Below are 16,579 nucleotides of genomic sequence, written 5' to 3' on the forward strand. Positions count from 1 at the left end.
AGGGTCCGCCGGGCAGAAAACCACATCCCCGGCACTAACCCGGAGTCACTACATCATGCACGAATCGACGAAGTGGGCCGCGGCTGTCCTCTGCGCACTCGGCCTGCCGGCGGCGGCCTTGGCGGAAAGCCCCGCATTCAGTTGCGCGAAGGCGCAGGGACAGGTGCAGAAATTGATTTGCAGCGATGCGTCGCTGGCGGCGCTCGACCGCAAGCTGGATCAGGTCTACAAGGCCGCATCAGCCAAGGCGAAGGGCAAGCTGCTGTCGGACCTGCGCACCGAACAGCGCGGCTGGATCAAGGGTCGGGACGACTGCTGGAAGACACAGAGCGGCTCGCCGACCTGGCTGACCGCGAGCTGGACCGCGACCTCGGTGAAGGAGTGCGTCGAAGGCCAATACAAGATCCGTACGACGGAACTTCAGTCGGTGTGGCGCTTGGTGCCGCCAAAGACGGTGTTCTATGCCTGCCAGAAAAACCCGGCGAATGAAGTCGTGGCGAACTTTTTCGCCACCGACCCGGCCACGATACGCCTCGAACGCGGCGACCGCACCGTGACGCTGTGGCAGGTGGGACCGGTGGATGAAGGGAAGTACGAAGGGCAGAACGTCAGCCTGGTGCACAGGAACAACGAGGTGAAGGTGAACTGGTTGAACGTCGGGACCGGCAACACCGAAGACTTGCAGTGCCGGGCGCGGTAACGGTCGGGTGGATGCGCGCGACGGTCTCCGACACCCTCGGCGCCCGGACAGCGTTAGCCCGCCGCTGGCATTACCCGAGCTGACCCAGCAGCGGCTCAGGCGCGACCCGGTTATCCCGCGGTCCGTTCCAGGTCGAACTCGGCTTCTCCCAGCGTGACGATGCCCAGATAGCCATCGACCGTGATCTGGTCGCCATTGCGAATGTCCCGCATCGCCGGCTCGACACCGCTGACACAGGGAATCCCGAGTTCACGGGCGATGATCGCACCGTGAATCAACATGCCGCCGCGACGCTCGACGACGGCGCTCGCGAGCGGCACCAGATGCGTCATGGTCGGCTGAATGGCATCGCAGACGAGGACGTCCCCGCGACGGAACGCCAACAGATCGTCACTGTTACGAACGAAACGCGCCGTGCCGGCAGCCAGACCCGGCGCCGCCGGCTGACCGATCAGCTGACGTGCCCGACGTCGCGCTTCATGCGCAGCGGCGTCACTGGCCAGTTCCTTCGGCGAACGGCGCTCGGCGATGGACACGCCGTGCTGGCTGCGGAGCGCATCAGCGATCTCACCCGCCAGCGTCGTGCTGTAGACGAAGGCGCCGTTGCACCGTCCGCTGCGCCGGAGCCGCTCCGCACCCGCCTCCGCGGCCCGCGCGAGCTGGCTTTCCAGGCGTCCCACCAGGATGTTGTCGTCGTCACGCAAGCGCCAGCTCAGACGGGCCAGCGCGAGTAAATCGCTCGCTTCCGCTTTTCTTTTCGGACCTGCAGCGGCGAGATAGCGGCGCTCGAGCTCACCATCCGCGGCGGCCGGCACCCGTAGTGACGGCTGCGTGCCGAGTTCGAGCAGCGTATGCAGCACCATTCCGTGGCTGTCGGCCAGGCGCGTGCCCTCGTAGACGAAGTCGAGATGATCCCGGCACAGCGCTTCGAAATCCGCCAGGAACGCCACACCGCCCGGAAGAGCGCGCAGCCGCTGGCGCGTTGCGTCGTTCCACGCCATACCCTGACCCTCGAGCTCACGTAGTGCAGTCCGCAGCGGGGCATGCCCTGCGACGGCAGCGGCGAGGCGGCGCATGCTCTCGTCCCGCTGGCCGGCGAGGAAATCCTGGCCCGACAGCAGCGTCACGAATTCGAACGGATCGGCGGGCCGCATCAGGTCGTTGTAGTAAACGCCGAACTGACGCACGCCATGCGCGAACGGGATGAAGTCTTCGGTGTAGATGCCCGTCCAGCGTTCGACTTCGGTCAGGCGCCGTTCGATCGCCGAGGCCAGCGCGCCATCGCTCAGCGCATCCAGAGGCTCCCCGGCCAGCTGCTCGCAGGTCGCGGTCAACTCCGGAATCAGCGTTCCCACGACCCGCTCGGCGAGCCGCTGAAAACGTTCCTTCGACGGTTTCAGGGACAGATACCAGGGACGTCGGTCGTCGGGGGTCTCGTTGCGCACAGTCAGGGGCCGGGCCTGCAGCAGGATCAGTTCGCCGTCGTGCCAGGTCCATTCCATATCCGCCGGCCATCCCGTCGCTTGCTCCACGGCGAGCAGCGCCGCGCGAATCGCGTCGAGTTGATCCGGTAACAGGGCCGGCACGCTGCGGCCATCGGTGCCTCGAACGAGGCGCTGGTCGACGATCTCTCCTGTTCCCTTGTCGAGGACCCAATGGTCCGGCTCGATGGCTCCATCGACGAGATCGCCGCACAGGGTGGGCACTGCCTCGATGACCACGCGGTCCGCATCATGCCGCATCGGGTCGCGGCCGAAGGCGACGCCGGAAGGAGCGCCGCGCACGAAGGGCTGCAGCAACACCGCCATGCGGCTACGCACGGGGTGCAGATCGAGTTCTCTCCGGTAAAGCAGGGCCGCATCCGACCACAGGGAAGCCCAGACCGTGCGCATGGCATCGACGACCGAGGCGCTTCCGTGCACCGGCAGCACCGATTCATGCAGTCCGGCGAACGAGGCGCCCGGAGAGTCTTCGCCGGGGGCCGACGACCTGACTGCCCAGCCGTGCGGCGCGGCCCGCTGCTGCAGGGCCCATTCGATACCAGCCACCAACGCGGCCGGAACCGGGGCACACGAAAAGGCGGAACGAATGCGCAATGCGGTGTCCCAGAGCTCCTCCCAGCGCATCGCCTCGAAGGGTTTGCGCTGCAGTTCCATGGCGATGATCGTCTTTAGCTGACTTTCCTGCACGAAGCGCTCGTAGGCGTCGGCGGCGATACAAAACCCGCCGACCACAGGGAAGCCTGCCTGCTTCAGGCGCGCGAGATGGGCCGTCTTACCGCCGACCCGCTGCTCCGCTCTGGCGTCGGGGCTCGTGAGGTCAATCAACCAGTCGGGCCCGGAACCCATTGCGTGACCTCCTGAAAGCGCGCGACGTAAAAATAGCGGCAAACATCGACCCGAAAGACGGCCGTCGTCGGTGCCTTCAGAAAATCGCGCAGGTACGGGTGCCGCACACCGATCTGCGACGACCACTCACTGCGCGCCTCATCCTCCGCGAGTCGCATGGCACGACCGGTGACGGTCACCGCTTCGACCTGCATCATATCGTCCGGATGCCGGCTGCGGCTGTCCACGACCAGGGCGATCCGCGACGATGCTTCGAGCAGCCGGTACTTTCGGGTCGTGATCGGGGTCGAAAACGCGAGTGCCGTGAGACACGGCGAATAGGCGAAGCCCACCAGGGCACCGTATGCCTGCCCCCCGCCTTGCGTGCAGAGGACGGCAAACGGCTGCGAGGCCAGCAAGCGCCCGATCCGCTCGCCCAGTTCCGGGCTCGGATTGTCGACCGCTGGGGCCGGGCTCCATTCGATCCCGGGAACGGGCTCGTCGATAATGTTCATGGCGTCATGGAGAACAATGTGATTCGGGCCGGCAATCATCCGGAGCGGCGCTCGTTCGGCCGGGAAGGGAGCCGGCTAGCGGCCTCGGACTGCCGCACCGGGGCCGCGGGACGGCGAAGCCGTAAAGCCGCGACGGCTCCGCGCTGCGGCTAAACCTTTGCGCGGCACCCCGGTCTGACCGCTCATGAAGACCGCCATGAGACCCTTCTTGCCGAATATTGTTGCACTGATCGTCATCGGGATGCTTCTGGGCTGCACCCGCAGCCAGGATCCCGAAGCGATGTACCGGGACTATGTCGACCGACTCGTCAATGTCACCGGCTTCGAGCCGCGTTCCGTCACGGAGATGGAGCCGATCCCGCCGTATCCGCGCCCCAGGGACAGCGTACTGCCCGAAGAGGAAGTTCGGGTCGGCTTTCTGACCTTGTTGTCGCTCGGCGAATGCCAGCTGCTGCAGGCGGTGAGCGAGCGCAACAGTTCTCTCGGCCGCGTACAGGCCGCCAGCGGACGGCTGTTGTATGAAGCGAACTTTCTCGCCCGTATTCGCGCCTGCGAAAGCCAGTTGCTTGCCAGCCAGGACCAGGACCGAGAGTTCATCGATCAGGTGGTCGCCATCCGGCAGATCAAGGAAGCCAATCTGCCGCGTACGTTCTGGAATGCCACCTTTGGCGGCCCGGAGTTCCGCACCCTGCTGAGTACGGGCACACCACCGTTGCAGCGGCGCGAGTCGCTGGCGCTGGCGGAAACGGAACTTGCGCTGGACCGGCTCACACTGCTGGGAAAGGAATTGATGGACCATCCGGAACGCATCGCCGACGCGCCACTGGAGCAGCAACTGTATGCGCTTCAGGCGCAAAAATCCGTCGGCAAGCTGCTGCACGGTCTGCAACTGAGCCGGCACTACCTGTCGCAAGCAGACGACGTCCTGCGCCAGACCGCCGACGCAAACCGGCTGTGCCCGATGGGCAAGAAAAGCCAACGCGGCGAGTATCTGTTCAACGTTTTCGTCAAGTTCTACGCAGGCGGGATACAGCCCTACCTCAGCGTGCTGCACCGGCAGAGCGGTCCGCTACTCGAGAAACTGCACGCTCTTCGTCGCATCGAAACGGCGGCAGCACCAGGCACCTACGGTACCTTCTACGACCGCTGGCTCAACCCCGAAGCCCAGGACGGACTTTGGCGGAGTTTCGATGCGGCGCTCAAGGACCATACACGGTCGTGGCAAACCGTGCTGACACACTGCGGCCTGATGCCGCAGGGGCCGGACGATCTTCGTTAGCGCTTGCTCGACGGCCGAATCTGCGAATTGCAGAGCCCGCTGCGGCAGGCGTGTGAGAACTGTCGGAATTCTTTACATGACGCCGTCCGCACGAATTGCCAGACATCCGCAAAGGCGCGTGTTGCAAGGCGAACCGCCCCAAGAAGACGATGTGGCATGAGCTGTGCCTTAGATCGTTGCGAATTGCTGTCGTCGGCGAATGGCGGGGGACACAAGGACGGCTGGGCCGGGTTGCTTCCCGCTTCCTGCTCGACCGCCACGAAGTCGATCTCCATCATTCGGCACCGGACGACCAGCAAAATTGCTTTCTGCTCAACGTACTCAACCGATCGGACCAATGAATACAATCAAGACGGGATCGTTTGCGACCAGGTCGCACGCTGTGGCTCCGGCACGCCTGACTGTGCGCGGAGGCCAACCGCTACGCACGGCTGTTTTCATGGCGCTCGCCACGGGTGCTGGCGCCGCTCTTGCGGGTACCCCGCAATTCGATACGCAGGTTCCCTACGTCGTCGGACACACACCGCGGGCGGTCGCTCTGGTGGACCTGAACCGGGATGGCCGGCTCGACTTGGTGTCCGCCGATTTCCGCGACGACCGGATCAGCATCCTGCTGGGACAGGCCGGGGGAACATTCGGCGCAGCCGCTGGTGTTCTGGTAGGCAGCACCCCCGCCCCGGCCCCCCGTGGTTCGCGGCCCTGGAATCTGGCGACCGGTGACCTCAATGCCGATGGTAGGCCCGATATCGTCACCGTCAACTGCAACAGTCTCGATGTCAGCGTGCTGCTCGGCGACGGCAACGGCAGCGTGCTGCCAAAAACCGACTTCCCGGTCGCCACGGGCGCTCAGGATTGCCCCAAGGGTATTGCCATCGGCGACCTGAATCGGGACGGAAAGTCCGACCTGGCGGTTGCGATTGAAGTCGGGCACGCCTTGAAGATCATGTCCGGTAAGGGGGATGGCACCTTCGGAGAAGCTATCGAAGTTCCGGGCATCCCGGATACGGCCAGGCCGTCTTTCGTCACGGCAGCCGACACCAACCGCGACGGCATCCTCGATCTGTTCGTCGCCGATCCGACTTCCGCGGCAATCCTCGAGTTTCGCGGCCAAGGCAACGGCACTTTCGCGGCGCCGGTCAGTCACTCGGTCGGCGTGGACCCGGCGGGTATTGCTGTCGGGGATGTCAACCGGGACGGCATCGCGGACATCATCACGGCCAACCAGGGTATCGACGGTCCCGGCAACTTCGGCACTCTGAGCGTTCTCCTCGGCACTCCCGATGGCAACTTTACTGCAGGCCCGACTGTGGCGCCTTCGCTCAAGGTCCGGTCGGTCGTGCTCGCGGATGTCGATGCCGACGGCATCCTCGATGCGGTCACGGGCAACGGCGTCTCGGACGCCGTCAGCGTTCTGCCCGGAATCGGCGATGGCAGCTTCGGCACCCGGGTCACGATGAACACGGGCTTCAACGCCAACGGTGTAGCGGTCGCCGACCTGAACCGCGACGGGCTGCCGGAAATTGCGACGGCCAACCAGGGTTTTATCGGACAGGTAACCCCGCACGATGTCAGCATCCTGAAGAACCTCAGCGTCAAGCCTTCGGCCGGAACCTTGCAGCGTTCGGCCAACAGCACCACCGGAACGAATCCATCGTCGGTCGCCAGCAGCGATATCGATCGCGACGGGATCCTGGATCTCGTCGTCGCAAACCGCGGCAGCAACGACCTCAGCGTTCTCAAGGGGACGCGCGATGCGGCCGTGTTCGCCCCGCAAACCCGCATCGCGCTGCCGGCGGGAATCACCGAACCCACGTTCGTTGCGGTCGGCGACTACAGTCGCGACGGCATACAGGATATTGCCGTTGCCGGCACCGGCGGCATGGCACTCATGGTGGGTACCGGCGACGGCAGCTTCGTGACTCGCCGGACGTTTACCGACAAGTCGGTCTCCGCGGTCGCGCTGGTCGATGTGGACGCCAACGGGATGCCCGACATCGTCATGGCCAATCCGGCCGAAGACACGGTCACCGTGTATCGGCGAGGGGCGTCCGGGAACCTATTCCCTGCGGCAACCTACGCGGTGGGTGACGAGCCTGTTGCACTGAAGATTGCCGACTTGAACCGGGACGGTCGCCTTGACATCGCCGTGGCCAACCGTTCGAGCAACACGGTCAGTGTGCTCAACCAACTCCGCAGCCGAGAGTTCCAACTCGGTGCTCAGAGCCCTGCCGTCGGCACGAGCCCGCAGGCACTGGAAGTCGCGGACTTCAACGGTGACGGGAGGCTGGACATCGCGGTGGCCAACCATGACAGCAGCGACGTCAGCGTCCTGATGCGGGCTCGCCGCGGAGGCTACCGAGCGGCCGTCACGTATGACGCGGGCGCCAAGGTCACTGCCCTGACAGCGGTCGACTTGAACCTCGACGGCGTCCTGGACCTGGCGATGACCAGTGACGACGGGGCAGCGCGCCGCCTGAGGATCCTGTTCGGCCGTCGGAGGGGCACGTTCGGCCAGGCCGTCGGAGTCGCTGCCGGCGGTACACTTCCGGCGTTGGTTAGTGGTGATTTCAACGGCAACGGCGTCCCGGATCTCGCGGTCGCAAGCGGCCCGAGAAACCTCATCAGCACCTACTTCAGCCAGTAAGCCGAGGATAGACCGCCCGCCGGTAACGCATCCGGCGGGCGGTTCTCGCGTTCTCTCAGACCCACGGGGCGGTTGCCATCTCAGTCCGGCCAGCCGCTACCGCGCAATTCCCTGGGCCCGATCTACGGTCCGAACCCTGCGACCGGGGGTCGGCCGCGGCTCCCCGCGGTCCGCCGGGTGGTATCGGCCGGATCAGCCGAAGCGCCAGCCTCCTCATTCAATCGCGCGATAAGCCCGGAATGGCGCCGCGTGGGTGTGGCGATTCCCGCGGCAAGGACTGCGGCTGCGGCCAACAGATCGACGCGTTGCCGGGCGCGGGTGATGCCCGTATAGAGCAATTCGCGTGACACCACCGGCAGCGGCCTACCCGGCAGCACCAGGGCCACCGCATCGAATTCGGAACCTTGAGATTTGTGCACCGTCATCGCGAAGGCCGTCTCGTGCTCCGGCAAGCGCAGCGGTGGTATCGCCCGATACGCGCCGGCGGCGTCGGGAAAGTGGACGTGCAGGGCGCCGGCGGAGTCAGCCAGAGTAATCCCGATGTCACCGTTGAACAGACGCAGCGCGTAATCGTTGCGCAGAATCAGCACGGGCCGCCCGGGAAACCAGTCGGCGTGCGTGCGCGTGTCGAAGCGATGAGCCAGCCGGCGGCGGAACTCGGCGGCGAGCGCGCGATTCAAGGCCGCCACACCGCGGGCAGATGACCGCGTGGCGCAGAGCACCCGAAACTGGCCGAAGGCATCGAGTGCCGCAGCGGGATCGTTCGAATTCATCTGCAGCGCATCCAGAAACGTCCGATATCCGTCCAGCAGTCCGGCCACCATCGCGCCATCCGCCGCCGCATCCCGCCGGTCCAGCCAGCGCACGCTCTCATCATCGCCGCGTTCCAGCCAGACCCGTGCTGCATCCCAATCGCCCCGATTGACATAGCCGGCCAGACGGCCGATTCCGGACTCCTCGTGAAATCGGTAATTGCGACTGAACCAGACGACGCAATCGTGAAGCGGCGTCGGCCGAACACACGCCGGGGACGCGATATGTTCCGGCGGTGTGGCGGTGAGCTCGGCCAGTTGGTCGATCGTGGCTGGAGACAGACGCGGGTCGGCAGCCAGTTCCGAGAACACCGCGCCGGCCTCGACCGCCGCCAACTGGTCCTTGTCACCGAGCAGGATCAGCCGGGCATCGGGCGGAATGGCTTCAATCAGCCTCACCGCCAACGCCAGGTCCAGCATCGAGGCTTCATCGACGACCAGCACGTCCACCGCCAGCGGATGCTCCGCATGATGCCGGAAGCCGCCCTGCGGAAGTACGCCGAGCAGGCGGTGGATCGTGAACGCACTCTGCGGCAGGGCTTGCCGCAGCGCGGCGGGCAGTTGCTCGGCCCGTTCCCGGAGCGCGGCCAATAGACGCGCCGCAGCCTTCCCGGTGGGTGCGGCAAGGGCAATACGACAATCGGGCTGGGCGACCATGAGACAGGCGAGCAAATTGACGACCGTCGTCGTCTTGCCCGTGCCGGGGCCGCCGCTGATGATCGTCAGACGCCCGAGCAGCGCCAGCGCGACAGCGATCTTCTGCCAGTCGGCCGTCGGCGCGTCCGCTGCCTCGAAGAGTTCCGCCAGGGCCGTGCGCGCCGCAGGCGGAACATTCACCGTGCTCGCCGGATGCTTCGCCAAACGCAGCAAGGCAGCAGCCAGGCGCCGTTCGTAATCGAAGTAGCGGTAGAGATACAGGCGCCCGTCAGCGTCGAGCACCAGCGGCAGGGGCTCACGATCATCGGGGCGCCCGACCAGTCGGGATTCCAGCAAAATCGCCTCGATCGCCGCCGGCTCCCGCCCGAGTCTCCCGGAGAGAACCGAGAGATCCGCACAGGCATGGCCGTCGCCCATCGCCAGACACACCTGCCGCGCCGCCTCGCGCAAGACCTCAACCTCGGTGAAATCGGAGTCGAGTGTCTTCGCCCAGCGGACCAGACGCCGCGCGAAACCCTCCGCGAGCGCTTGTTGCGCCGGGGTGATCGTGTCGGTTGGATTCATGGTGAGTGGTCCCGTCTAGGGGCGGCCGACTAGGGCATCCAACACATCGAGGCTTGGCCCGGACGGACGGTCGTAGAAGACGCCGGCCGGTCCCTGCGCCGTCTTCCACGCGGGACGGACACCGCGGACGAACAGGTAGTAGACACCCCCGAAATGCAGCTCATGGTCGTAGTCGGGAACACGCCGCAGCAGCAAGCGCTGCAAGGCCACGCCGTAGATCAGATACTGCAGACGGTAAGCATGCTCGGTCATCGCCTGACTCAGCCGCGCCGGCGCGTAATCGTCCATGGTTTCGCCGAGATGGTTGGATTTCCAGTCGAGCAGGTAGTAGCGTCCGCCCTGCTCGAACACCAGGTCGATCGCGCCGCTCAGATAGCCGCTGACCGTCTCGAAATCGAGTCGGCCGACCGGGTAGCCGTAATCGATCAGAAAACGGTTCAGCGTATCGGGTCGCAGACCCCGGGCGGGCAGCGTGAAGGCGAGTTCAGTCAGGCGCTGCGGCAGCCCGATCTCCCCGAGGCTGAAGCCTTGTCCCAGATCCGTGCGCAATACGTCATGCAGCATGCCGTTCAGCTGCGCGCGCAGGATCTCGGAGTCCGCCGTTGCCGTACCCTGGGGGTGGGCCGCGAGCGCCGCCCCGATCGCGGCCTCCCAACCGCCGGGATCGCTGAAATCGACGTGCTCGAACAGATGGTGGATGCACTCGCCGGCCGCGGCACCGCGCGGGAAGGCCAGAATGTCTTGCGACGCGGGCACGTGGCGGATTTCGCGCTCCGGCGGTTCGTCGCCCTGAATGCCCACATCGTGATCGGCAACGGTGACCTCCGGACTCAGATTCCGGATCAAGCTGCTGAAACTGCTGCGGTTCCAGGACGGCGCGCACGGCCCCGGCGCCGGCCGCGCCGACAGCCGGACCCGCTCCGTCTCGCCGCCCAGCGGGGGCTGCCTGCTCAGCTCGGGCAGGACGTCGACCCGGCAATACCCGGCATGTTTCTCGGCCAGGCCGAACCAGGCAGGCTCGATCTCCGCAGGATCAATCTTCGAATCGTACCACTGCTCCGGCGCGCACCCGGCGCCGCAGACCAGCCAGTTCAGCATGCTGTGAGTGCTCTCCTTGAAACCGGAACGCCCTTGACTCGATGCGGCATAACAACCGGCGACCAGATAGCAACGGTGCACCGCGCGGGTCATCGCGACGTAGATCATCCGCACCGTTTCAGCCGCGGACTCGCGCTTGCGCAGCGCCTTCAACGCCTCGTCACTGCGGCTGTCCGGGCGGAAGTCGAGCACCGCACTGCCACTGGGCTCGTGGTATTCGATCAGATCCGGCGTGTCGCTGGACAACCGGCTGTAGCCGTCCCACAGGAACGGGCAGAAGACGATCGGATACTCCAGACCCTTGGCTTTGTGGATCGTGACGATCTGCACGAGGTTACGATCCGATTCGAGCCGCAACTGCGCCGCGTCGGCACCGGACCGCTCGCGACGGTTGGCGCCGAGCCACCGCAACAGGCTGTCCACCGAGTTGTGCTCGGCGGCGGCTTCAGCCAGCAGTTCGGCCAGATGCAGCAAATCCGTCAGCCGCCGCTCTCCCCGTTCGAGTCCCAGCAGCCGCTGTTGCACGCCTTCCTCGCGCAGCAGCTTGCGGAACATCATCGGGAAACCCCGTTGATCCCACAGCGATCGGTAGTCCGAAAAACGCTGCAAATGCTCGAAAAAAGTGGCTTCATCACTGTTCATTGCAGCGAGCGCGGCTGCGTCGTTACCGAGCAGTTCGGTCGCCAGCGCCGCCCGCGCGAGGCGCTCGTTGGCAGGCTCGGCGATGGCCATCAACAACCGCTCCAGTTCCTCGGCTTCCGCCGTTTGGAACACGCTGGCCTGGGACAACTCGACGCTGCCCACACCCCAGGCTGCCAAGGCCTGCCGCATCTGCCGTCCCTGCTTGTGGCTGCGCACCAGAACAGCGATATCGGCTGACCGCACACCGCGCCCATCTATCGTCAGTCGACCCGCGCGCCCGTCAGCGAGCAGGCGCGCAATCTCGGCGGCGACGGTCAGACCCGACTGCTCGATTGCGCCGGCCCGGGTCATCCAGGCGCCTTCCCCATCTCGTGGCAGCAGCCAGACCTGCAATGGCGCGCGCGGCTCTGCGCTGGCATCGACCAGTTCGGGAACGGGCTTGCGGCCCTTGCGCACCGGACGATAGTCGATGCCATCGAGCAGGAAGGCCCGCGGATTCATTCCGAACAGCGCGTTGCAACCGGCGATCAGGCCCCCGACCGAGCGTTGGTTTTCGCCCAGCGTGTAACGCCCGGACGCCAGCGACTGCGCGCCCAGATAGGTGTGCAGATCGGCGTTCCGGAAGCCGTAGATCGCCTGCTTCGGGTCGCCGACCATGAACAAGGGCCCTGCCCCGGTTTCTCCCACCGCATAGAGCCCGCGGAAAATGTCGAACTGCAGCGGATCCGTGTCCTGGAATTCGTCGATCAACGCGACCGGAAAGCGATGGCGCAGGGCATCGGCCAACCAGGGAAAATCGCCCGAGACCAGCGCCTGATGGAGGTTGAACAACATGTCGTCGAAGGCCACGACCCGATCCTGCCGTTTGCGCCGGCGCAATTCATCCGGCACCCCCTCGACCAGCTGCCGCAACAGACGCAGCCGCGCCGCACCCAGCGCAGCCACATAGTCGGAGCAGGTATTCAGCAGCTCATCGGCCGCTTCGAAGAAGCGGTGACGCGGCGCCGTGCAGTTCTTTTTCGTGCGCAGCCGCAGGACGCCTTGACGATAGAGTTCGCCTTCCTTGGACGCCATCACGGCTGAGTAAGCCATGGCGTCCGCCGACGCGAACCAGCCCTCCCAGGCGTCCCGGCACTTCGCGAGCCGGGACGCGTTGTAGCTGTTCCCATTGAGCTGACCGAGCGCACTGGCCAGGAGTTGGTCGATTACCTCCGCCTCGGATAGCCAGATCGCGCGTGCCCGGAGATAGGCATCGTTCAGCGACGCCGCATCGGGTGCGGGCGCCGTATCGAGGTCATCAGGCCACAGGCGGGGTGCCAGAGGCTTGGCCAGCGCACGACGCAGCAGCTGGGCGTACTTCTCCGGGTTGTCCTTGGCGTTGGCCAGCGCCGCCGCCAGCTCTCGCGTGACGGCCGCCTCCGGGCCACCGGCAACGGCAACGTGCCGGCGCCAGAAATCATTCGCTGCTTGCTGGATCAGCTGCGCGTCATCGGTGACCAATTCGATCTGGAACGGCAGTCCGGCCGCGAACGGGATTTCGGCCAGCGCCCGCTGGCAAAACCCATGTATCGTATGGATTGCCGCCTCGTCGAAGGTTTCCAGCGCGAGTTCGAGTCGCGCGATCAGGTCGGCCCGCTCGAGCCCGAGTTCGACTTCGAGATGCGTCAACAGATCGGCCGTGAACGGGTCGCTCGCCGGTATCCCGCCCGCAGGGTCCCGCAGGTGACGCAGCGTCTCGACCAGCCGCCGACGGATGCGGTCGCGCAACTCGGCCGTAGCCGCGTTCGTGAAGGTGACGACCAGAATCCGATCGACCGTGCGCGCCTGCTCCAGCAGCAGGCGCAGGTACAGGCCACAAATCGTCCAGGTCTTGCCGGTCCCCGCCGACGCTTCGATCAGGTTGATCCCGTCCAGCGGGACGCGAAATACATCCAGCGCGGTGAAAACCGTCATCGCAGGCGCTCGTCGTCCAGGTGGTCGCGCAGGGGGCCGAATACGGTGGTCGCGGCATGCTCGAAGGTCTCGTCCAACGGGTCGTCGACGCCACGCAAGGCCAGCTGGTAAGCGGCGCCCGTGCTTTCGCCCCGTCCTTCATGGTTGAGCCTCCAGCGCTTACGAGCGGCGGCCAGCGCCGCGTCGCGACCTTTCGGCAGCGCCTCGACATACGCCCAGGCGCTCTTCGGAAAAAAACGGAAGGGCTCGGACAGTCCGTCGCGAAAGGCGGCGACGAGCGTCGCCAGACATGCTTGCGCGGTATCGCAGGCTTTTAGCCGGTAGCACCCGTTGCGCGACTGCCATAGGGTCTGCTGGGCTGCGCCGGCCGGGGCCACGGCGCTCAGCAACAGATGGTCGAGCCAGCCGTTCAGATAGTCGATCGGCCGGGTGTCATCGTAGCGCCATCGGACGAGCCCGTAGGACCGCAAGTCGTGCAGCGACCCGTGCAAGATCCACAGCTCGTCGCCGATGGCTAACTCCAGCCGTGCCGCAACCGGGGGGAGCTGTTCCTCGCGCGTCAGATGGACGACCGCCTGCCCGAACGAGAGCATCCGGGGTAGTTCCAGGTCACGCAGCGCATCGCCATATGCCCCGGCCGGATACTCGGTTGCCGCAGCAACGAGGGCGGCGACATCCGCTGCGCTCGCGCCGGCCCGGAGCTCCAACAGGAGGCGTTCGGCGAGCACGGTGGCCTGGCCGTACTCGGGCATGAAGGGTTCGTCGTCGGCGAGTTCCTCGTCGGCCTCTCGCAGAGTCAGGTCCAGACGATGCTGCAACAGGTAACCACAGGGATTGCGCAGGAACCGCTTCAGGTCGTCCAGCGACAACTCCCTCAGGCTTTCCTCCGGCCAGGGCAGCGGCCGCACAAAGAACGGCGCGCCGATCTCCCGTGCTGCTTCGTCGTCATCCTCCTCAGTGTCGGGTTCAGGCGGAACCGGTCGCCCGGATCGCGTTTCCGGTGTGCCCGCCACGCTGGGCAGGTACTCGGTGGCGTAACTGAACAGGCGCGCATCCGTCCCGTCGGCCGCGCTGAAATAGGCGCGGGAGAAAGCCTGCAGCGGGTGATGCACGATCAACCGACGGCGCGCCGCGTCGAGGTCCTGATCGGACGCGCCGGCGCCCGCCAGCAGCGCGCTCGCGTGATCGAGCAGCTCGGCCAACAGGATGGACGGCGTCAGCGCACTGTTGTCCCGTATGCTGGAACCGGTGTAACTGAGATACAGGCGGTCGCGGGCGGCCAGCACCAGATCCAGAAAAACGTTGCGATCGTCGTCACGGCGCTGGCGATCGCCGAGGCGCGGCGCCACCGCAAGGAGATCGAATTCCTCGGGACGCGCGGCCACCGGAAAAGCGCCGTCGTTGAGCCCAAGGACGCAGATGACGCGATAGGGCAGCCCGCGCAGTGGGGTCATACCGGCAAAGGTGACCGATCCACACGGCAGGGCGCCCCGAGCGGGGTCTTCGAGGCGCTCGGTGAGCGCCGCGGTAATGACGTCCAGGCTCAGCAATTCCTGCGGCGCACCGGAAGCAAGATCGTCGCACAGGCTGGCGATCGCGCGGCGGACCTCGGTGATGTCATGAATGCTCTGACTATCGGCCGGCAGCAGGGCCTCGATCCAGCGCTCCAGGCGCTGCCGCCAGGCGTCGGCATTGGCAGGGTCCAGACTCTCGCGCCGCGCGGCTTCGAGCCCCGCAATGTAATCGTCGAAGGCGCCGAGAATCTGCGCGGCCGCACCTTCGACGTCGCCCGCCGGCAGCCGCCCGGCGAGCGGCGCCGAGCGCTGCGGCGCCGCGTAACCGAGGAACAACCGGTCCAGGCCATCGCGCAGGCTGTTCCGGTCGGAGTCCGGCAGACCCAATGCCGCCCGCTGCTCCGCATCCAGCCCCCAGCGGATACCCGACTGTACGATCCACTCGCGAATCCGTTCGAGCGCCTCCTCGTCCAGCCCGAACCGGGCGCTTACCAGCGGGCGCCGCAGCAGGTCGAACACGGCACTGGCCTTGAAGCGGGAATGGAGCAACGCCAGCAAAGCGATGAGTGCAGCGGCCGCCGGGTTGGCCTCGGCTCGCGGCAGTCCGGTCACCGCGTAAGGAATATGGCGCTCATCCGGTACCGTGCCGAACACGGCGTGAATCAAGGTTGCGGCCTCTTCCAGGCGGGGCGTCACGATCAGGATATCCGCCGGAGTGAGATCCCCGGGTCCGGCCAGCATGTCCAGCAACTGGTCGTGCAACACCTCCAGTTCGCGGGTCAGCGAGTGACAGACATGGATCTCGAGACTTCGATCCGAGTCGGACACAGCCGGGCTTGAGGCCGGAGTCAGCGTCAGGATTTCATCCTGCAGCGCGGCCAGCAGCGAAGTTCGCCGTGAGGGGAGGTAGTCTTCCTGTTCGAGACCGCGCCCCTCGGTGCGCTCATGCAGCAAGGCGAGGAAGGCCTGCGTCTGGCGTCCCCATCCTGCCAGAAGCCGATGTCCAACCTCCTGATAGTCGAGCCGGCCAGTAGCCTTCAGCCGAGCCAGCCGCTTCGTGTCGACGAGGTCATGCCAGTATTCGCGGCACGGACTCATGACGTACAAGGACAAGTCGACCCGCTCGGCGACCCGAGCCAGGATGTCGAGGTACAAGGGCGGAATCGTCGGCAGGCAGAACAGCGCGGCGGGGCTCAGCTGTCCGATACCGGGCACCGGGCCGTTCCCCGGCGTTCCCAGCCGCCGCAGAAACCGCGCCGATGGATGTTCGGGACCGATCGCCAGTTCCCGGGTCAGATGCCGCCACAGCGCGGCCTGCCAAACCTCATCCGGAGCCGACTCGCGCTCCGTGGGGCCGCCCAAAACCAACCGGTCCTGCGTCCAGGCCTCGAGCCAGTCGGGCCGATAGGTAATGTACTGTTCCAGTTGCCGCGCCAACCGTTGGGCAAAATCGTAGCGCATGACCGGATCGGACTTGCCCAGATAGGACGCCAGCCGCGGATGCGGAGCGACCAGTTCCGCGTCGCCGAACGCCCGGAAGATCCGCCAGCTCAGGCGTTCGGCATCGAACGGCGATGCCTCCGGCACGTCGATGACGAGGGCGATCTGGCGCCAGACCCACTCCGCCAGATAGCCGAAGCGGACCTGTGCACAAATTCCGAAGCGGTCGGCGTAGTCCATTTCGAGCCGCCGCCGGACGGCCGTGCCCGGCACGATGATCTGCTCCGCTACGAACGGATCGGCCGGGGCGGTTGCGAGAACCTCGAACAGACGCTCGCGCAAGACTTCAAACCGGTTGGAGAAATACAGCCTCAGCAACGTCGCAGTCCCTTTCTGCAGAGTGATGGTCGCGGCCGGGCTCCGGCCCCTCGGTT

The 16,579-nt window shown here is 65.9% G+C and carries 9 protein-coding genes; 4 read left to right on the top strand and 5 right to left on the bottom strand.

Translation table 11 applies throughout. The features are described from left to right. Positions 1-55 precede the first annotated feature (55 nt). Positions 56-700, top strand: coding sequence for a lysozyme inhibitor LprI family protein (locus ACW73L_RS17145; RefSeq protein WP_498923777.1), 645 nt, complete (start codon positions 56-58; stop codon positions 698-700). Between the two features lie 110 nt (positions 701-810). Here the strand turns inward: ACW73L_RS17145 and ACW73L_RS17150 are convergent, their stop codons facing one another. Together ACW73L_RS17150 and ACW73L_RS17155 are read right to left on the bottom strand one after the other, a co-directional pair. Then, entirely contained in the window at positions 811-3,048 is a 2,238-nt protein-coding gene (locus tag ACW73L_RS17150) for a PEP/pyruvate-binding domain-containing protein (RefSeq protein WP_498923778.1), read from the bottom strand. Next, positions 3,024-3,542, bottom strand: a complete 519-nt coding sequence (locus ACW73L_RS17155; RefSeq protein ID WP_498923780.1) for a pyridoxamine 5'-phosphate oxidase family protein — start codon at positions 3,540-3,542, stop codon at positions 3,024-3,026. The genes ACW73L_RS17150 and ACW73L_RS17155 overlap by 25 nt, the downstream gene beginning before the upstream one ends. Positions 3,543-3,738: 196 nt before the next feature. Between ACW73L_RS17155 and ACW73L_RS17160 the strand changes: the two genes are divergently transcribed. The 3 genes from ACW73L_RS17160 (at position 3,739) to ACW73L_RS17170 (ending at position 7,465) form a co-directional block, all read left to right on the top strand. Further along, on the top strand, positions 3,739-4,821 hold the full coding sequence (locus ACW73L_RS17160) for a DUF3080 family protein (protein ID WP_498923781.1): 1,083 nt from the start codon (positions 3,739-3,741) through the stop codon (positions 4,819-4,821). 149 nt (positions 4,822-4,970) lie between these two features. Further along, the gene (locus tag ACW73L_RS17165) at positions 4,971-5,162 is read left to right on the top strand and encodes a hypothetical protein (protein ID WP_498923783.1); all 192 of its coding nucleotides are present in this window, start codon (positions 4,971-4,973) and stop codon (positions 5,160-5,162) included. A gap of 98 nt (positions 5,163-5,260) precedes the next feature. Further along, complete coding sequence (locus tag ACW73L_RS17170) at positions 5,261-7,465, top strand: FG-GAP repeat domain-containing protein (protein ID WP_498923785.1); 2,205 nt, start codon at positions 5,261-5,263, stop codon at positions 7,463-7,465. A 122-nt stretch (positions 7,466-7,587) separates the two neighbouring features. Here the strand turns inward: ACW73L_RS17170 and recD are convergent, their stop codons facing one another. From recD to recC, 3 genes are read right to left on the bottom strand one after another with little or no spacing between them, the layout of a single operon-like run. After that, positions 7,588-9,498: an exodeoxyribonuclease V subunit alpha gene (recD, locus tag ACW73L_RS17175; protein WP_498923786.1), complete on the bottom strand. Its 1,911-nt coding sequence runs from the start codon at positions 9,496-9,498 to the stop codon at positions 7,588-7,590. Between the two features lie 15 nt (positions 9,499-9,513). Continuing rightward, positions 9,514-13,191, bottom strand: a complete 3,678-nt coding sequence (recB, locus tag ACW73L_RS17180; protein WP_498923788.1) for an exodeoxyribonuclease V subunit beta — start codon at positions 13,189-13,191, stop codon at positions 9,514-9,516. Beyond that, positions 13,188-16,523 carry an exodeoxyribonuclease V subunit gamma gene (gene recC / locus ACW73L_RS17185; protein WP_498923789.1) on the bottom strand — a complete coding sequence of 1,112 codons (3,336 nt, stop codon included), beginning with the start codon at positions 16,521-16,523 and terminating at the stop codon, positions 13,188-13,190. The genes recB and recC overlap by 4 nt, the downstream gene beginning before the upstream one ends. Positions 16,524-16,579: the final 56 nt, after the last annotated feature.

The sequence above is a fragment of the Methylolobus aquaticus genome, assembly GCF_054172105.1.